This window comes from Streptomyces sp. NPDC051364 (assembly GCF_040682115.1).
GTDB lineage: Bacteria > Actinomycetota > Actinomycetes > Streptomycetales > Streptomycetaceae > Streptomyces.
The window spans coordinates 264,753-280,506 of record NZ_JBFBAH010000003.1; the positions used below are offsets into that span (position 1 = coordinate 264,753).

Genomic DNA, 15,754 nt, shown 5'->3' on the forward strand with positions numbered 1-15,754 from the left:
GAGGGGGCCCGGCGCCCTGTGGGGGATCGGCTTCCGTCAGGATGTCTGAAACGCATAAGGATTCCTGAAGGGGGAAGCGGGCATGAGCTACAACCAGCCGGGGCCGTACGGAGGCCAGCAGCCGCAGCAGCCGGGACCGTACGGAGGCCAGCCGCCGCAGCCGGGTCCGTACGGGCAGCCCGCTCCGCAGCCCGGCTACGGCTACCCGCAGCAGCCCCCGCCGGGCGTCCCCCCGCAGGGCTACCCCCAGCAGCCCCCCGGCTACGGCTACCAGCAGCCGGGCATGCCCCCGCAGCAGCAGCCGTACGGGATGCAGCAGCCCCCGAAGAAGTCCAAAGCCGGCGTGATCATCGCCGTGGTCGTAGCGGTGGCAGTCATCGCGGGGGCGGGCTGGTACTTCACGCAGGGCGGCGGCGCGGGCGGCTCGGTTTCGTCCGCCACCAAGGGCTACAAGCTGGTCGCCCCGGAGACCGTGAACGACTTCAAGAAGGACCCCGCCTACAAGGAGGCGCCCCCGCTCAGCGACAAGGACCGCACGGAGCTGGAGGGGATCGGCATCAAGAACCCCACCAAGATGGGGATGAACTACAAGGCCGGCGACCCGGCCAACAAGCTGACGGCCAAGAGCCTGGGCTTCCAGGGCATCTACGGTGAGCTGACGGACCCCGAGAAGACCGTGGACGCGTACTTCGCCACCGCCAAGCTCAAGGCGGGCGAAGACAAGTCCGCCTCGGTCGAGCTGATCGGCAGCCCGAAGGCGATGACCCCGTCCGGGTTCAGCGGCGCCGTGATGAAGTGCCAGGAGATGAAGTTCAGCTTCAAGTCCACCACGACGACCAAGGGGCCGAAGGAGCTGACCGTACCGATCTGCATCTGGGGCGACTACAGCACCCTGGGCATGATCAGTGCGTCCGACGCGGCCTCCATCCTGGCGGGCAAGCCGGGCTACACCCTGGAGCAGACCGCCGACCTGACGGCGAAGCTCTACAACACCGCCCGCGTCAAGGCCTGATCAGAACCGGTCGGCACAGGGCGTATGCCCCGTGCCGACCGGCCCGCACTTCAGGCGAGCAGGAAAGATCGAACACATGTCCGATTATCGACCATGTTGGTCCTGAATGTGAGGAGGGGCGCCCAGCCGTTGGCTGGGCGCCCCTCCTCGTACGTCGTGACGGCTACGCCGACTTCTCCTGGGGGCCCTGGTCCTTCGGGACGATGCGGGGGACCAGCGTCGGGTTCACGTTCGAGCGGACGACGTCCGAGGTGATGACCACGCGGGCCACGTCCTTGCGGGACGGGACCTCGTACATCACCGACATCAGGACCTCTTCCATGATGGCGCGCAGGCCGCGCGCGCCCGTCTGGCGGAGGATCGCCTGGTCCGCGATGGCTTCGAGGGCCTCGCGCTCGAAGTCCAGCTCGACGCCGTCGAGTTCGAACAGCCGCTGGTACTGCTTCACCAGCGCGTTCCGCGGCTCCACCAGGATCTGCAGCAGCGCCTCGCGGTCCAGGTTGTGGACCGAGGTGATCACGGGCAGACGGCCGATGAACTCCGGGATCATCCCGAACTTCACCAGGTCCTCCGGCATGACCTCCTGGAACTGGTCGCTCGCCTCGATCTCGCGCTTCGAGCGGATCGTCGCCCCGAATCCGATGCCCTTGGCGCCCGCACGCGACTCGATGATCTTCTCGAGGCCGGCGAAGGCGCCGCCCACGATGAAGAGCACGTTCGTCGTGTCGATCTGGATGAACTCCTGATGCGGGTGCTTGCGGCCGCCCTGCGGCGGGACCGAGGCCGTCGTGCCCTCGAGGATCTTCAGCAGGGCCTGCTGCACGCCCTCGCCGCTCACGTCGCGCGTGATCGACGGGTTCTCGCTCTTGCGGGCGACCTTGTCGATCTCGTCGATGTAGATGATCCCGGTCTCGGCCTTCTTGACGTCGTAGTCGGCCGCCTGGATCAGCTTGAGCAGGATGTTCTCAACGTCCTCGCCGACGTACCCGGCCTCCGTCAGCGCCGTCGCATCGGCGATGGCGAACGGGACGTTGAGCATGCGCGCGAGCGTCTGGGCGAGGAGCGTCTTGCCCGAGCCCGTCGGACCCAGCAGCAGGATGTTGGACTTCGCGAGCTCGATCGCGTCGTCCCGGCCCGTCCCGCCGCCGTTCTCGCCGGCCTGGACCCGCTTGTAGTGGTTGTAGACCGCCACCGAGAGGGCCTTCTTCGCCGGCTCCTGGCCGACGACGTAGCCCTCCAGGAACTCGTAGATCTCACGAGGCTTGGGGAGTTCCTCCCACCGGACCTCGGAGGTCTCGGCGAGCTCCTCCTCGATGATCTCGTTGCAGAGGTCGATGCACTCGTCGCAGATGTACACACCGGGTCCTGCGATGAGCTTCTTCACCTGCTTCTGGCTCTTTCCGCAGAACGAGCACTTGAGCAGGTCGCCGCCGTCACCGATGCGTGCCACGAGGTGCTTCCCCTTCGCCTGGGAGACGCCTGGTTCAGCGCTCCTGGTGCCTCATATCCGACGGTACCTTGCCGGGGGCCCCGTACGGGGCCCCCTTGACGTGGTTCACATCGCCGAATGTGACGACGTGCCCACGCCAATTGGCGGCAAGGATCAGTGGGAGTTCTTGCGGGTCGAGACGATCTGGTCGATCAGGCCGTACGCGAGCGCGTCCTCGGCCGTCAGGATCTTGTCGCGCTCGATGTCCTCGCGGATCTTCTCGATCGGCGTGGTCGAGTGCTTGGCCAGCATGGTCTCCAGCTGGTCACGCATGCGCAGGATCTCCCTGGCCGCGATCTCCAGGTCGGAGAGCTGCTCGCGGCCGGTGCCGCCCGACGGCTGGTGGATCAGCACGCGGGCGTTCGGCAGCGCCATGCGCTTGCCGGGGGTGCCGGCTGCCAGCAGTACCGCGGCGGCGGAGGCCGCCTGGCCCATGCAGACCGTCTGGATGTCCGGCTTCACGAACTGCATCGTGTCGTAGATGGCCGTCAGCGCGGTGAAGGAGCCGCCGGGGCTGTTGATGTAGATCGAGATGTCGCGGTCCGGGTCCATCGACTCCAGGCACAGCAGCTGCGCCATGACGTCGTTGGCGGAGGCGTCGTCGATCTGCACGCCGAGGAAGATCACGCGCTCCTCGAAGAGCTTCGCGTACGGGTCGTACTCGCGCACGCCCTGCGAGGTGCGCTCGACGAAGCGCGGGACGACGTAGCGGTTGTCCACCGGCGCGCCGGTGTAGAGGCCGCTCGCGGGAGAGAGGTCGTTCATGTGCATCTGGGTGTTCACCATCCTGGTGGCGTTCTGCGGGCTGGGGCTTGCCGGGTGCGGGCGGGCGTACGGGGCCTCGTACGAGGTCCCGCGCGCCGGGGCCGGGATCAGGCCCCGGTGCCGCCGCCGCCCGGGACCAGCGACGCGGCGGAGATGATCTCGTCGATGAGGCCGTACTCCTTGGCCTCCTCCGCCGTGAACCAGCGGTCGCGGTCGCCGTCGCGGATGATCACCTCCACGGTCTGGCCGGAGTGGTGGGCGGTGATCTCGGCCATGCGCTGCTTCGTGCGCAGCAGGTACTCGGCCTGGATCTTGATGTCCGAGGCGGTGCCACCGATGCCGGCGGAACCCTGGTGCATCAGGATGTCGGTGTTCGGGAGCGCGAAGCGCTTGCCCTGGGCGCCGCCGGTGAGCAGGAACTGGCCCATCGAGGCCGCCATGCCCATGCCGATGGTGACGACGTCGTTCGGGATGTACTGCATGGTGTCGTAGACCGCCATGCCCGCCGTCACCGAGCCGCCAGGGCTGTTGATGTACAGGAAGATGTCCTTCTCCGGCTCCGCGGCCAGGAGGAGGAGCTGCGCCGTGATCTTGTTGGCGATGTCGTCGTCGACCTGCTGGCCGAGGAAGATGATGCGCTCGCCGAGCAGCCGGTTGTAGACATGGTCGCCGAGGCCGCCACCGATGGACGGCTCACCCGCGGCGTAAGGCTTCAGATTCGTCACGTATCCACCTGCTCGTCTCCGACGGCCACATGCCGTCTCAGCGTCTCGTTCTGGGGCGCGGACCGATCGGGGCCGCGGTGGCCGCCGGCTTCCGGGTGCTCCCGTGCCCTCGTATTCATGGACCCTAACGCGCAGGTCGGACAACGCCATCCCGCTTCCCGAACTGTTCGCTCGGAGCGCAAGGTCCGTGGGCCCTTCGGGGGCCGGGCGGAGGCCCCGTGGACGGCGCCGTGCACGGAGTGTGCGAAGGGCCCGTACACGGCTGCGTACGGGCCCTTCGGGATGCTGCTCAGCGGGCGCCGCGCGGGGCGGCGCCCAGGGTGTTACTTGGCCTCGTCGGCCTGCGCCTCGGCGGCGTCACCGTCGACGACGGCCTCGACGGTCTCGGCGGCAGCCTCGACCTCGTCCTCCTCGTCGGAGAGGTCGACGACCTCACCGTTGGTGTCGACGACCTTGGCGGCCTCGACGACGACCGCGAGGGCCTTGCCGCGGGCGACCTCGCCGACGAGCATCGGCACCTGGCCACCCTCGACGACGGCCTGGGCGAACTGGTCGGGGGACATGCCGGAGGAAGCCGCACGGCGCATGAGGTGCTCGGTGAGCTCCTCCTGGTCGACGCCCAGCTTCTCCTTGTTGACGAGCGCGTCCAGGACGAACTGGGTCTTGATGCCCTTGATCGCCTGGTCCTTGGTCTCGGCGTCGAACTCCTCGACCGTCTTGCCCTGGAACTCCAGGTACTTCTCGATGGTCAGGCCCATCTGGCCGAGCTGGTGGTGCTCCAGGTTGTGCTTGCGGGTGTTGACCTCGTCCTCGAGCAGCTTCTCGGGGATCGGCACCTCGACGAGCTCCAGCAGCTTCTCCAGGACGCGCTCCTGGGCCTGCGTGGCCTGGTCGTACTGCTTCATGTTCTCGAGGCGCTTGCGACTGTCCGCCTTGAGGTCCTCGAGCGTGTCGAACTCGCTCGCCATCTGCGCGAACTCGTCGTCCAGCTCCGGGAGCTCCTTGGCGGAGACCTTGGTGACCTTGACGGTGACCTCGGCGTCCTGGCCCTCGGCGGAGCCGCCCTTCAGCTGGGAGGTGAAGGTGGTCTCGCCACCGGCCTCCAGGCCCTTGACGGCGTCGTCGATGCCCTCGAGGAGCTCGCCCGAGCCGATGGTGTAGGAGACGTCGGAGGCGACGCCGTCCGGCAGCACCTCGCCGCCGACCTTGGCCTCCAGGTCGATGGTGACGACGTCGCCGTCCTCGGCCGCGCGCTCGACGTCCTTGGTGGACGCGAAGCGGCCGCGCAGCTGCTCGACCGACTTCTCGATGTCCTCGTCGGAGACCTCGACCGCGTCGACCTCGACCTCGATGCCGGAGTAGTCCGGGATCTCGATCTCGGGGCGGACGTCGACCTCGGCGGTGAAGGCCAGCAGCTCGCCGTCCTTCAGCTCCGTGATGTCGACCTCAGGCTGGCCCAGCGGGTTCAGGTCGGCCTCGTTGACGGCCTCGGTGTAGAACTTCGGGAGGGCGTCGTTGACGGCCTCCTCCAGCACCGCACCGCGACCGAAGCGCTGGTCGATGACCCGGGCGGGGATCTTGCCCTTGCGGAAGCCCTTCACCGTGACCTGCTGGTTGATCTTCTTGTACGCCGCGTCGAGGCTGTCCTTGAGCTCCTCGAAGGGCACCTCAACAGTGAGCCGAACCCGAGTCGGGTTCAGGGTCTCCACGGCGCTCTTCACGGTTCGGTCTCCTTGTGGCTGACTGCTTGGGGTTCTGCGTCCGCGCTGCGATTCAGCGGTTCGGCGGATTCGGCCCGGTACATCAGACACACGGGCACGCAGTTTGCATAGTAACCGCAAGCGGCAATCAGCCCACAACGCGATCTTGTGATGGCGGTGCCGGTGGTCGGGGTGGCCGGATTCGAACCGACGACCTTCCGCTCCCAAAGCGGACGCGCTACCAAGCTGCGCCACACCCCGTCGGTGCGACACGTAGGGTACATGCCCGGAGACCCTCTGATGTCGCGGGGTTTTGAGCGAACGTTTCCGGACGCCGCACCGCGGGCGCGTAATGCGGTGTGCACTCCCCCGGCCCGACCCGCTAGGATGCTGTCCGTGCCGCCGTCCCCCGGACCTGCGGCGCACGCGTTGCGGGCGTAGCTCAATGGTAGAGCCCTAGTCTTCCAAACTAGCTACGCGGGTTCGATTCCCGTCGCCCGCTCTGAAGCACTAAGGGCCAGGTCAGAGGATGTTTCCTCCGCCTGGCCCTGAGTCGTTTCCGGGGGTTGCGATCAGCTCTCCGCGTCCCCCAGGTACCCCCTGCGTTTCCTCGGGCCCTTCTGGCCCTTCTTCACGAGCCCGCTGAGCGCGTCGGCGATCAGTCGGTCCCGGTCGGCACTGGCGTGCTGGCAGATCAGCGCGGCGCGGGCGGTGCTGTGCCCCATCCAGCTCATCAACTCACGGGTGCCGGCCCCCGTTGACGCGGCCAGGGGGTTGCCGGTGTGCCGAAGATCATGGAAATGCAGCCCCTTGACCCCGGCATCCCGACAGGCCTTGTGCCACAGCCGGTTGAAGTGGTTCCGCCGCGGAGTCGCCCCTTTGGCCCCGACGAAGACCCGCCCATTCCGCTGCAAGCCGTCCGGCGGCACCGAGCGCACCTCGGAGGAATCGACCGCGGTCGCGTGGCTCACCCCGAAAGAGGTCTCCGAGCAGATGTCCGCGGTCTTCGCGATCCGCCTCCTGGACACCTTGGACGACGCAGGCCCCCACGTCCGCAGCCACGACGGCCGCCAGCTACTCACGGCGTGACGCGCGACGAGTACGGCTGGTCCAACAGCTCATGGACGGCAGCATCACGGATGAGGCCGAAGCCGAAGCGACCTTGGACGCCCTGGAACAGGGCCTCCGATGTCCCCACGTCAGCAACTACATCTACTGGGACTTCGACCCCGACCTGAGCGCCGAGAAGATCGTGGACCGAGCAATGGCCTATGAACCCTTCTCGCTCTGAGCCGCGGTAAGAGTTTCCCTACTTCATCAAGCACCCGGCTGCGCTCCGCTCCGCCGGGCGGCCTTTCCGGCTCCGCTCGGGGCGACGCTCCTGCCTTCGGCCCGCTCCGCCCCCGCTGCGCCGCCGCCCGCCCCTGCAAGACGGGATAGGCCCAAGGGCATGAGTCGAGCCCCAAAGGCCGGCGATTCCATCGCTCACCGACATGCCTCCGGCGGGGGCCTCCGGCTCCGGGATGGCGGGGGCACCGTTGGCGGGTGCCGGCCCGTGGATGGCTAGGGCGGGGAACTCCCATCCCGTCCGCCATCGGGCCCAGGACAAGCCGAGCAGACACGGCACCGGGCGTCCGCTCCACATGCGTGTGGGCCGACGGCAGACGGGATGGGAGTGAGGGGGCGAGTGGTGGGTCAAGGGCGTGTTCGATAGTGCTGCCAGCCTCACTGGACTCAACAAATCCGATGCTCCCCCGAGCTTCCGTCAGGTCGGCAGGACGGTAAGAACGCCCGCACCGCGAGTGTGGTGCGACCCTATGGTTCCTCACCCCCTACGACGCCACCATCCCCGCTCAACACTTCCCCCTTGCTGGTCCCGCTCGGCCTTACGGCGCTCACTCTGAAGTTTCTTCCGCGCTGATCTGAGAGTCGACTCGACGTCACGCCATTCAAAGTCCCCCTCGTCTTTGATGTACGTGATTGCGCGCTCCAGGTATGGGATCGCCTCTTCATAATTTCCCGCGTCGTACAGAAGCATACCGAGGTCTTCTGTATCACCCTCCAGGCCGACATCGATTGCCTTTTCGTAATAGGCAATCGCCTCTCTGTATAGCGGTACCCGCTCTTCTATCGTCTCGGCGTCATCCATTCGAAGTTTTTTGCAAGCAGCGAGGTCTGAGTAGCCCTCTGGCACGCCCAGCTCGATGAGTTTCAAGTTCCATCGATCCCGCTCCTCGCTGAGGTAGGCCCACCTGAGAGCGCTCAGTTTCCGCATTTCCTTAACAGCCTCGACGTGACCTGCTTCAGCTGCCGCAACAATGAGGAGTTCGCCCTCCTCGTCTCCCGCCCCCAGCTTGGCCTTACCTTGCCGATAAAGGCCTTCAGGGTTGCTTGGCGGCGCGCCGTTGTAGACGACGTGGTTGTGCGTCACATAGTTGTTCTGCGTTCCTGTTCCTTGAGTGAATGCAACAGCGGAATCCTCTACATGGACGTCCTGTCGTGTCTCCGGCGGCGGCTCGGCTGCAGAAGTCACTTGGGCTCCATCCGGTTGTTCTGCGTGCCGGTTCCCTGATTGAAGATAACGGCATGCCCCGACGCGTTAACGTTCTGCGTGACACCGCCCTCAGAGGACGCCGCCTTGTGGCCGTATTCGTCGACGAGGGAGCGGATTTCTTCAACCAGTGAGGGATCCCGCGTGAGGGCTCGGCGGAACCGGTTCAGCCACTCTGCTGAGATCTCGTCGCGTACCTCGTCTGCGTCTCCGCGATCCACCATTTGCTGACGGGCCTCATCCAGGTCGTCGAGCACATCCTCCGTGGCCCCAGAGCGTCTTGCCAGGACCCTGGCGAAGCGGGCGCGAGCGCTTGCCCACAGATCGCTCGACATGGAACTGATGAGCGCCTGCACTGCAGGTGCTGCCCACTGGGACGCGTCAAACCCATCCATGAGATCTCCTCCGGTATGCAGCGCCCGGCGGTGCTACGTTCGCCTCCGCCTGATGCCGAACTGAGTCCTTGGGGGCGGCATCATATCGAGGGCAAGGCCCCCTGGGGCCCTAGCCGTTGCTGTGCAGCAGAGGAGCCAGGTACCTCCGCAACTGAGCAAGGCCGGTCGCGACGTTAACGGCTTGGCAAGCGTGTGTCCCAGGGGGTTGGACCTTGGGCGGGGGCTCAGCGGGCTCAAGTCGCGAAGCCCCGGACCAAAGTCCGGGGCTTCGTGTTGTCGCGGGGCCTGGTGCTAGCAGAAGGCCGCCGCTGGGAGCTCTGGGCCCTCGTCTCCTCCGCGCGCGGAGGGATCCCGCGTCGGGTCGCGGTGGCCGCGGCTTACGGCCACGCGGAGGGTGTCCCGCAAGGCGTCCGCGAGGTCCCGTGCCAGGTGGCGGAGTTCTTCCGGATCCGACTCCTCGTCGGCGAGTGCCTCCCGGGCGTGCTCCAGGAGTTCGGCGCCAGCGTCGAGTTGGGTGGCCTCGGTGTGGTCGGCTAGGCGTCGGCTAGGCGGGACAGGAGGCCGCCGGTGTCGTCGGTGCTCAGGTAGCAGGGCTTGTCGTCCGAGCCCATCCATGGGAGGAGGCGTAGTTCGCTGCTCGGCGTCATTCCGGTGAGGTCCCCTCGTCGGGCATGAAGCGGGTGGTGAAGAGTGCGTCCGCTCTGTCGCCAGGGAGGACCACGAGGGCTGCCTCGACCACACGACCCGTGGTGTCGGTCGCCACGCGGGTGAGCGAGAGGACTGCCAGGGATGTACTGATCCGGAGGACCGTTCCTTCTTCCTGGGTCGGGAGGCGGGCGCTGAGCCGCTCTTGGACTTCGGCCAGCGGTGGGCGGAGATCTGCCAAGCGCGATGCTATCTCGTCGGGCGAGGACGAGTCGGCTGGCGTCAGGTCGCGGGGGACGTAGATGCGGGCCAGGCTGTGTGGCAACTTCCCTTCGTGGGTCACGTAGAGGACTTCGGTCAGTGGGCTGAGGGGTGGGACGTTCAGAAGGGCGGTCAGGTGACCGTGCGCTTGGACGTTCGTGGTGCGGACAGTCGCTCGCAGGGGTGCGATGGGCGCCGTGCCGGCGCCTCCGGCGTACGTGGTCCTGCGGAGGGGGCGGCGGACGAAGTTGCCGCTGCCGTGGAGCCTGAGCAGCCGCCCTATCTCCGTATCGCCGACGTCCTGCGGCAGCAGATCGCGGAGCACGTGTGGACGGCCGGAGATCGGCTCCCCTCCCGCGCCCAGATCGCCGAGGAGTGCGGCGTTGGCGAGAACGTGGTGCGCCGGGCGCAGGAGCTACTGATCTCCCAAGGTGTGCTGGAAGGTCGCGCAGGTTCGGGCACGTACGTCGCGGAGCCCCGTCAGCGCGTACGAGTGGTCCGTTCATCGGCTCGCGAACAGCCGGGCGGCTCTCCCTTCCGCGCGGACATGCAGGCCTTGGGCAGGCAGGGGAACTGGGAGAGTCGCACGGAAGCCAAGGTGCCCGCGCCGGCCGAGGTCGCGGCGCGTATCGGAATCGCCGCAGGGGATCTCTGCGTGCGCACGGTGTACGAGTTTCTCGCCGACGGCAGGCCGGTACAGCTGTCGACGAGTTGGGAGCCGTACGACCTCACCGCCGGCACGCTCGTCGTCCTCCCTGAGGGTGGTCCGCACGCCGGAGCGGGCGTCGTGAACCGCATGTCCGAGATCGGCATCACGGTCAGCCACGCGGTAGAGCAACCGGAACCGCGGCAGGCGAGCACCGAGGAGGCATCGCTCCTTGGCATCCAGAAGGCGGCCTTGGTGACCCACATCCGGCGGACCTACTACAGCGACCAGGGGCAACCCGTGGAGACGGCGGACATCATCGTTCCCGTCGCACTGTGCGAGATCGTGTACGAGGTCCCGATCAGTCGCTAGCCCGGATACACCGCACCCCGTTTCGTGGCCGGGAGCCTCGCCTTGCAGCAGGCTGCGCGGCATGGCGAGTGAGGCCGAGGCGGCAAGTCCCCGTCCAGGGCGGACAGTCGCTCGGTCGGCCGCAGGCTAGCGTGGCGGCATGAATGAACCACTGATCAAGGTACAGACCTCAACAGGCGAGACCCTCATCACGGCCAACGCGGAAGGACTTCGCGTCCTCGCGGAGCGACTGTTGGAGCTTGCCGACCCTGACCTACAGAACGGGTACCACCTTCACCTTGATGCGGGCGTCGACCTTGAGGACGGCTCGGCCAGCCTCGTTCTGGAGCGTAACGACTCGCTCTAGGCGTCACGTGGTTACGCGGTCTCCAAGGGTGGCGCCTGCCAGCCCGGCCGGCGTACGCCAGTGCAGGCCACGCGGCCCGATAGGGTGCCCCGCATGTCTAGTGGCCCTCCCCTATGCCCGCAGTGCGGTCAGCCGATGAAGAGCGGCGGCTTCGCCCTGTTTCGGCGAGAGGAGGACGATCAGCGCGTCTGTCGGGCGCTCTGGCGGTGTCCGGAGAAGCAGCTCTGGTGGCACTGGGCGGATCGGCCTGATGAAGCGATGGAGCTGTGCCCGACGCCGCACCTTTTCGGTTGGTGACCGAGTCGCCGGCCCGCGCAGGCGTGTCCCCCACGTGCCCGGTTGGGTGGGAGTGGGCGGGGAGTCTCGGGGAGCTGCGGAGCTGCGACTGGATACGTGCAGGTCAGCGTCTTGGCTGGTCAGGGTGGATGCGGGTACGCAATCTTCCAAACTAGCTGCGCGGGTTCGATTTCCGTCGCCCGCTCTGAAGAACAAAGGGCCAGGTCAGAGGATGTTTCCTCTGACCTGGCCCTCGGTCGTTCACGGGGTCTGCTATCGCAGCGCAGGCGGCATGGACTCAGTGTTGGAGCACAGTGCAGTTGACGGTGGTGCCATCGGCCGTCTTGACGACGTACTTGCTTCCGCTGAGACCGCCGAGGTCGAACCTTCCCGACTTGTCGATGGGGACGGAACCCGAGGTGGATCCGGAGTAGGTCACCGTCGCGCCGCCGGGGAATCCCTGACCCCAGAGGTGGTACTTGCCGGCCGAATCCGATTCGACTTTGCACGTCGCGGCGGTGGTCGAGGCGTGTGCGGCGACGGCGGGTCCCAGCGCGAGAGCGGGGGCCGCCAGGAGCGCGAGTGCTGCAAGACGACGTGTCCGGTTCATCATTCAACCTGCCTTGGACGCTGACGGTGCGGCTGGTGGGGCGTGACGGCTCCGATACCCGCGGCAGTGGTCGCACGGGACGCCGAGGGGAGAGTCCTACTCCGTCACGCCGTGCTCATATCGCCCCACATGACGCGTGAGGTCGATGGCGGTTTTCATCCTATCGTCCGATTTGCCGCATGGCATCTCGCGGGCTGCCCGCGGCTGTTCCTTGCTCTTGACGGGGGTGAGGGGAGGTTGTGTACTCCCCTGCATGTCAGGGGCGTGCGGGAGCCGGGGCGCCGGGGCGCGGGAGTACGTCGAGACGCGGCTGGGTCAGTACCAGGAGTGGTACGACCGCAAGGCCGTGCGGAGCAAGGCCGTGCATTTACGGATGCGGACCCTGTCGGTCGCCGGCGGGGCGCTCGTGCCCGTGCTGGTCAATCTCGACGTGCCGTTCGCCCGGATCACCGCCACCGTGCTCAGCCTGCTTGTGGTCGTCTCCGTGTCCCTCGAGAGCGTGTACCGGTACCGGGAACAGTGGAAGAACTACCGGTCGACCGAGCAGCTGCTGGGGCACGAGCGGATCTACTTCGAGACCGGGGTCGGTCCGTACGCCGGGCTGTCCGAGGCCGATGCGTTCACGGTGCTCGTGTCCCGGGTGGAGAAGGCGATCGCCAACGAGAATTCGGCCACCCTCAACGTCATGACGCTGGGCGGCCAGGTGAACGCGGACCTGGAGTACCGGCGGACGGCCGGCACTCCCTGAGCTTCCCCTAGAGCTTGATTCCCGCGATGGTGTCGGCGAGGGAGTTGAGGAAGCGGTTGACGTCCGGGGCGATGGAGCTGGACGCCAGGAAGAAGCCGAAGAGGACCGCGACGATCGCGGGGCCGGCCTTGATGTGGTTCCCGCGGACGAGCACCACCAGGATGACCGCCAACAGAACCACCACTGACAGCGAAATGGCCACTACTGATCACACCTTCGGTCGTCCCCTGGTCGGCCTGGGGCGCACGGCCGCGCGCGCACCCACATGGACCATCCTCCCACCAACGGGCCCCGGCTATCCGCCGCGTGGCGAATCGGCGTCGGCGCTTTCCCGCCAACCGCCCGTGCGCCGGGCATATTTCGGGCGCGGGGCCGGGGTCATGGCGCGGTGAGGCCGAGGAGGGAGCGGACATATGCGTACTTCGCGGACAGCCGTTCCCGGGTGGGGCCGTCCAGTACGGAGAGCCGTACGGGGTCCGCGTTGTGCGCCAGGTCGGCCTCTTTGACCAGGAGGGCGCCCGGGGTGGCGAGGATCCGGGCCGCGTACTCCTCCACCGGTTCGCCGGGGCGCTTGGTGACCGCCAGGACCATGTCCTTCACCGGCTGGGGCAGGGCGGCGGAATCCAGCCACTGCCGGCTGAGCGCGTCGTCCTCGACGGCGTCGTGGAGCCAGGCCGCCGCCTGCTGCTCCGCGCTGCCGCCGCGGGCGCGGACTCCCTCCGCGACGGCCGCGAGGTGCTCGGCGTACGGCCGGCCGGCCTTGTCGGTCTGGCCCTCGTGCGCGGAGCGCGCCAGGGCCTCGACCTCGAGCAGGGTCAGCGGTTGCTGCTGCCGTTGCGTCATACCGTCCCCTTCACCGCCGTACGGAGGGCCTGTGCGGCCCGGCGCACATCCGCTTGCGTGGTGCGCCAGTTGGAGAACGCTGCGCGCAGGGCGGGGGTTCCCGCGTAGACGGTGGGGGTGACGAAGACCTCCTCCTGCGCCGCCTCCCGGAGGGCCGTCAGGCGGGCCGGGGTGGGGTCCTCGGCGAGGGTGAAGCAGACGACGTTCAGGCGGACCGGGGCGAGGAGGCGGAAAGCCGGGTCCTGCTCGAGTGCGGCGCCGAGGGCTCGGGCGCAGGCGATGTCCCGCTCGACGATCTCGCGGTGGCCTGCGCGGCCGTACGCGCGGAGGGTGAACCAGGCGGCGAGGGCGCGCAGCCGGTGCGAGTTCTCGGGGGTGAGGTGGACCAGGTCGGGGCGGTCGCCGAGGGGGCCGAGGTAGGCGGCGGCGTTCTGGAAGACGCGGGCCTGGAGGTCTTGGCGGCGGGTGAACTGGACGGCGCTGTCGTAGGGGACGTTCAGCCACTTGTGCAGGTCGATGCAGAGGGAGTCGGAGGCGTCGAGGCCGTCGGCGAGGTGGGCGTGCTCCGGGGAGAGGGCGGCGAAGGCGCCGAACGCGGCGTCGGTGTGGAGCCAGAACGCGTGGCGTTCGCGGAGGGCGGCGATGGCGCGGAGGTCGTCGAAGTCCACGGTGTTGACCGTGCCGGCGTTGGCGACGACGACGGCCGGGCCGGGCGTGTCGGCGAGGGCGCGGTCGAGAGCGGCGGGGTCGACGGCCTCGCGGCCGGGGAGCGTGGGGACGGCGACGAGGGAGCTGCGGCCGAGGCCGAGGACGGAGAGGGCCTTGGCGATGGAGGAGTGCGGGGCTCCGGAGAGGACGCGGACGGGGCCGAGGGCTGCCGCGCCGTCCTCGGAGGGGGAGACGCCGAGGCGTTCGCCGAGCCACTCGCGGGCGATGGCGAGGCCGGTGGTGTTGGACATGGTGGCGCCGCTGACGAAGGCGCCGGTGTGGGCGTCGGTGAGGCCGAAGAGCTCGCGGAGCCAGGTGATCGTTTCGCGTTCGAGGTCCTGGCCGGCGCCGTCCAGGGCGGAGTTGGAGTTCTGGTCGTGGACGGCGGTCAGCCAGTCCCCGGCGAGGGCGGCCGGGGTGGCGCCGCCGGTGACGAAGCCGAGGTAGCGGGGGCCGGCGGAGGCGGAGAGGCGGGGCTCCCACCGGTCCCGGAAGGCGGCGAGGGCGGCGTCCGCCCCGGCGGCGTGCTCCGGCAGGGGCTCGGGGTCCCGCGGAGGCCCGGCGGGCGGTACGACGGGACGGGCGTCCAGGGCTCCGAGGGCGTCGGCGGCGGTACGGCGGGTGGCCTCCAGGAGGTCGGGGAGGCGGGCGAGGTCGGCGGCGAGCGTGCGGTCCATGGGGGCACGGTAGGGATCCGCCGGGCGCGGCGGACCGGCCAATCGGGGGTGATTGGCCCGGCCCGGGGACCCGGGGCCGCCCCCGGGGCCCGCGCGAGATGTGCGGCGCCGCTGCGCGAGCGGCCCCGGGCCGGCGCCCGGGCCTTCCGGGGCTCCGCGCCGGGCCCCGCGCCTCACACGCCGGCGGGGCCGGATCTGCCGCTGCACGGCCCGGAGTTGGGCGGGGCAGGGCGGCGAGCGGAGCAGGGCGCGTGGCGGGTGGGGGTCGTAGGGTCGGGGGATGGCGAGCGTGCGGTGGGTGGCGGGGGTTGTCGGGGGTGCCGTCTTGGCGGGGGTGGTCGTGGGGTGCGAAACGCCGCCCGCGCCCGAGGCTGCGCCGGGGCCCACCTGGGCGGGGGCTGCGCCGTCCGTCCGTGCTGCCCCGTCGGGGGCAGGGGCGCAGGAGGGCTGTCCCGAGGGCGGGGTGCGGTTGCTCGAAGGGGACGGGAATGCCGCGATGGGGCTTCGGGTGACCGACGTCCAGCTGGTCAACTGCGGCACGCAGCCGTACGTACTCGAGGGCTATCCGGAGATCCGGCTGCTGGACAAGAAGCGGGTTCCGGTGGAAGTCGCGGTCGTGCACGGGTCGGAGGAGATCACGTCCGCGCCGACCGGCGTGGAGGGTGCCCCTCAGAGGGTGGAGCTCCGGCCCGGCCAGGCGGCCACGGTCATGATGGTGTGGCGGAACCTGGTGACCGATGCGACGGTGCCGGCCGCCGAGGGATGGGTGCTGGACGTGACCCCGCGGGCCGGCGCGCCCCGGGTTGAGCTGGAGCTCGGCCATTCCGTCGACCTCGGGAACACCGGGAAGCTCGGGATCGGCCCCTGGAAGACGCCGGCCCGGTGATCATCCGGCTCAACGGACCTTACGGGGGCGGGCAGACACAGACCGCGTACGAGCTGCACCGGCGGCTGCCCGGCAGCGTCGTCTGCGATCCGGAGCCGT

General features: G+C 68.7%; 18 protein-coding genes, 2 tRNA genes and 4 pseudogenes. 9 read left to right on the top strand and 15 right to left on the bottom strand.

Features of this window, described 5'->3' with window-relative positions:
• Nucleotides 1-82 precede the first annotated feature (82 nt).
• Nucleotides 83-1,012, top strand: a complete 930-nt coding sequence (locus AB0M76_RS08235) for a hypothetical protein (RefSeq protein WP_365952125.1) — start codon at nt 83-85, stop codon at nt 1,010-1,012.
• Between the two features lie 163 nt (nt 1,013-1,175).
• On the opposite strand, the gene clpX is transcribed toward AB0M76_RS08235, so the two are convergent.
• The 5 genes from clpX to AB0M76_RS08260 form a co-directional block, all read right to left on the bottom strand.
• On the bottom strand, nt 1,176-2,462 hold the full coding sequence (clpX, locus tag AB0M76_RS08240) for an ATP-dependent Clp protease ATP-binding subunit ClpX (RefSeq protein WP_365952126.1): 1,287 nt from the start codon (nt 2,460-2,462) through the stop codon (nt 1,176-1,178).
• 153 nt (nt 2,463-2,615) lie between these two features.
• Nucleotides 2,616-3,287 carry an ATP-dependent Clp protease proteolytic subunit gene (locus AB0M76_RS08245; RefSeq protein ID WP_365952127.1) on the bottom strand — a complete coding sequence of 224 codons (672 nt, stop codon included), beginning with the start codon at nt 3,285-3,287 and terminating at the stop codon, nt 2,616-2,618.
• Nucleotides 3,288-3,373: 86 nt separating this feature from the next.
• Nucleotides 3,374-3,991 carry an ATP-dependent Clp protease proteolytic subunit gene (locus AB0M76_RS08250; protein ID WP_365952128.1) on the bottom strand — a complete coding sequence of 206 codons (618 nt, stop codon included), beginning with the start codon at nt 3,989-3,991 and terminating at the stop codon, nt 3,374-3,376.
• A gap of 323 nt (nt 3,992-4,314) precedes the next feature.
• On the bottom strand, nt 4,315-5,712 hold the full coding sequence (gene tig, locus AB0M76_RS08255; RefSeq protein WP_365952129.1) for a trigger factor: 1,398 nt from the start codon (nt 5,710-5,712) through the stop codon (nt 4,315-4,317).
• A 163-nt stretch (nt 5,713-5,875) separates the two neighbouring features.
• A tRNA-Pro gene (locus AB0M76_RS08260) sits at nt 5,876-5,952 on the bottom strand.
• Between the two features lie 170 nt (nt 5,953-6,122).
• Between AB0M76_RS08260 and AB0M76_RS08265 the strand changes: the two genes are divergently transcribed.
• Nucleotides 6,123-6,193: transfer RNA gene (locus AB0M76_RS08265), tRNA-Gly, on the top strand.
• A 70-nt stretch (nt 6,194-6,263) separates the two neighbouring features.
• Here AB0M76_RS08265 and AB0M76_RS08270 read toward each other — a convergent pair.
• A complete protein-coding gene (locus AB0M76_RS08270; protein WP_365952364.1) occupies nt 6,264-6,425 on the bottom strand; it encodes an integrase in 162 nt (53 codons plus the stop codon).
• 30 nt (nt 6,426-6,455) lie between these two features.
• A pseudogene (locus AB0M76_RS08275) lies at nt 6,456-6,662 on the bottom strand (hypothetical protein); the annotation flags it as partial.
• Between AB0M76_RS08275 and AB0M76_RS08280 the strand changes: the two are divergent.
• Together AB0M76_RS08280 and AB0M76_RS08285 are read left to right on the top strand one after the other, a co-directional pair.
• Nucleotides 6,595-6,780, top strand: a pseudogene (locus AB0M76_RS08280) (NUDIX hydrolase); the annotation flags it as partial. The pseudogenes AB0M76_RS08275 and AB0M76_RS08280 overlap by 68 nt on opposite strands.
• Before the next feature lie 31 nt (nt 6,781-6,811).
• Entirely contained in the window at nt 6,812-6,982 is a 171-nt protein-coding gene (locus tag AB0M76_RS08285) for an e9imm peptide (protein ID WP_365952130.1), read from the top strand.
• A gap of 534 nt (nt 6,983-7,516) precedes the next feature.
• On the opposite strand, the gene AB0M76_RS08290 is transcribed toward AB0M76_RS08285, so the two are convergent.
• From AB0M76_RS08290 to AB0M76_RS08305, 4 genes and pseudogenes are all read right to left on the bottom strand, one after another.
• Nucleotides 7,517-8,224 (bottom strand): tetratricopeptide repeat protein, encoded by a 708-nt coding sequence (locus AB0M76_RS08290; protein WP_365952131.1) that lies wholly within the window; start codon nt 8,222-8,224, stop codon nt 7,517-7,519.
• Nucleotides 8,221-8,637: a hypothetical protein gene (locus AB0M76_RS08295; protein ID WP_365952132.1), complete on the bottom strand. Its 417-nt coding sequence runs from the start codon at nt 8,635-8,637 to the stop codon at nt 8,221-8,223. Before AB0M76_RS08295 ends, AB0M76_RS08290 begins: the two co-directional genes overlap by 4 nt.
• A 291-nt stretch (nt 8,638-8,928) precedes the next feature.
• Nucleotides 8,929-9,284, bottom strand: a pseudogene (locus AB0M76_RS08300) (hypothetical protein).
• Nucleotides 9,281-9,868 carry a UTRA domain-containing protein gene (locus AB0M76_RS08305; RefSeq protein ID WP_365952133.1) on the bottom strand — a complete coding sequence of 196 codons (588 nt, stop codon included), beginning with the start codon at nt 9,866-9,868 and terminating at the stop codon, nt 9,281-9,283. Before AB0M76_RS08305 ends, AB0M76_RS08300 begins: the two are co-directional and overlap by 4 nt.
• On the opposite strand from AB0M76_RS08305, the gene AB0M76_RS08310 reads away from it, so the two are divergent.
• Both AB0M76_RS08310 and AB0M76_RS08315 read left to right on the top strand, forming a co-directional pair.
• Nucleotides 9,803-10,561 (top strand): GntR family transcriptional regulator, encoded by a 759-nt coding sequence (locus AB0M76_RS08310; RefSeq protein ID WP_365952134.1) that lies wholly within the window; start codon nt 9,803-9,805, stop codon nt 10,559-10,561. The two genes, AB0M76_RS08305 and AB0M76_RS08310, sit on opposite strands and share 66 nt — an antisense overlap.
• A 139-nt stretch (nt 10,562-10,700) precedes the next feature.
• Nucleotides 10,701-10,907: a hypothetical protein gene (locus AB0M76_RS08315; protein ID WP_365952135.1), complete on the top strand. Its 207-nt coding sequence runs from the start codon at nt 10,701-10,703 to the stop codon at nt 10,905-10,907.
• Between the two features lie 574 nt (nt 10,908-11,481).
• Here the strand turns inward: AB0M76_RS08315 and AB0M76_RS08320 are convergent.
• Nucleotides 11,482-11,796, bottom strand: coding sequence for a hypothetical protein (locus AB0M76_RS08320; RefSeq protein ID WP_365952136.1), 315 nt, complete (start codon nt 11,794-11,796; stop codon nt 11,482-11,484).
• Between the two features lie 250 nt (nt 11,797-12,046).
• Between AB0M76_RS08320 and AB0M76_RS08325 the strand changes: the two genes are divergently transcribed.
• Nucleotides 12,047-12,541: a DUF4231 domain-containing protein gene (locus AB0M76_RS08325; protein WP_365952137.1), complete on the top strand. Its 495-nt coding sequence runs from the start codon at nt 12,047-12,049 to the stop codon at nt 12,539-12,541.
• A gap of 7 nt (nt 12,542-12,548) precedes the next feature.
• On the opposite strand, the gene AB0M76_RS08330 is transcribed toward AB0M76_RS08325, so the two are convergent.
• The 3 genes from AB0M76_RS08330 to AB0M76_RS08340 form a co-directional block, all read right to left on the bottom strand.
• Nucleotides 12,549-12,743, bottom strand: coding sequence for a hypothetical protein (locus AB0M76_RS08330; RefSeq protein WP_030297273.1), 195 nt, complete (start codon nt 12,741-12,743; stop codon nt 12,549-12,551).
• A gap of 176 nt (nt 12,744-12,919) precedes the next feature.
• Nucleotides 12,920-13,384, bottom strand: coding sequence for an HD domain-containing protein (locus tag AB0M76_RS08335; protein ID WP_266994473.1), 465 nt, complete (start codon nt 13,382-13,384; stop codon nt 12,920-12,922).
• The gene (locus AB0M76_RS08340) at nt 13,381-14,769 is read right to left on the bottom strand and encodes a pyridoxal-dependent decarboxylase (RefSeq protein WP_365952138.1); all 1,389 of its coding nucleotides are present in this window, start codon (nt 14,767-14,769) and stop codon (nt 13,381-13,383) included. Before AB0M76_RS08340 ends, AB0M76_RS08335 begins: the two co-directional genes overlap by 4 nt.
• A 508-nt stretch (nt 14,770-15,277) precedes the next feature.
• On the opposite strand from AB0M76_RS08340, the gene AB0M76_RS08345 reads away from it, so the two are divergent.
• Entirely contained in the window at nt 15,278-15,655 is a 378-nt protein-coding gene (locus AB0M76_RS08345) for a DUF4232 domain-containing protein (protein ID WP_365952139.1), read from the top strand.
• Nucleotides 15,652-15,750, top strand: a pseudogene (locus AB0M76_RS08350) (ATP-binding protein); the annotation flags it as partial. The gene AB0M76_RS08345 and the pseudogene AB0M76_RS08350, both read left to right, overlap by 4 nt.
• Between the last annotated feature and the right edge of the window lie 4 nt (nt 15,751-15,754).

What these genes read in the sequence shown, in the direction of transcription:
- AB0M76_RS08285 (WP_365952130.1), top strand. Translation starts at nt 6,812, where the DNA reads ATGGACGGCAGCATCACGGATGAGGCCGAAGCCGAAGCGACCTTGGAC.
- AB0M76_RS08295 (WP_365952132.1), bottom strand. Translation starts at nt 8,637, where the DNA reads ATGGATGGGTTTGACGCGTCCCAGTGGGCAGCACCTGCAGTGCAGGCG.
- AB0M76_RS08245 (WP_365952127.1), bottom strand. Translation starts at nt 3,287, where the DNA reads ATGGTGAACACCCAGATGCACATGAACGACCTCTCTCCCGCGAGCGGC.
- AB0M76_RS08325 (WP_365952137.1), top strand. Translation starts at nt 12,047, where the DNA reads ATGTCAGGGGCGTGCGGGAGCCGGGGCGCCGGGGCGCGGGAGTACGTC.
- AB0M76_RS08340 (WP_365952138.1), bottom strand. Translation starts at nt 14,769, where the DNA reads ATGGACCGCACGCTCGCCGCCGACCTCGCCCGCCTCCCCGACCTCCTG.
- AB0M76_RS08335 (WP_266994473.1), bottom strand. Translation starts at nt 13,384, where the DNA reads ATGACGCAACGGCAGCAGCAACCGCTGACCCTGCTCGAGGTCGAGGCC.
- AB0M76_RS08320 (WP_365952136.1), bottom strand. Translation starts at nt 11,796, where the DNA reads ATGATGAACCGGACACGTCGTCTTGCAGCACTCGCGCTCCTGGCGGCC.
- AB0M76_RS08315 (WP_365952135.1), top strand. Translation starts at nt 10,701, where the DNA reads ATGAATGAACCACTGATCAAGGTACAGACCTCAACAGGCGAGACCCTC.
- AB0M76_RS08235 (WP_365952125.1), top strand. Translation starts at nt 83, where the DNA reads ATGAGCTACAACCAGCCGGGGCCGTACGGAGGCCAGCAGCCGCAGCAG.
- AB0M76_RS08270 (WP_365952364.1), bottom strand. Translation starts at nt 6,425, where the DNA reads ATGAGCTGGATGGGGCACAGCACCGCCCGCGCCGCGCTGATCTGCCAG.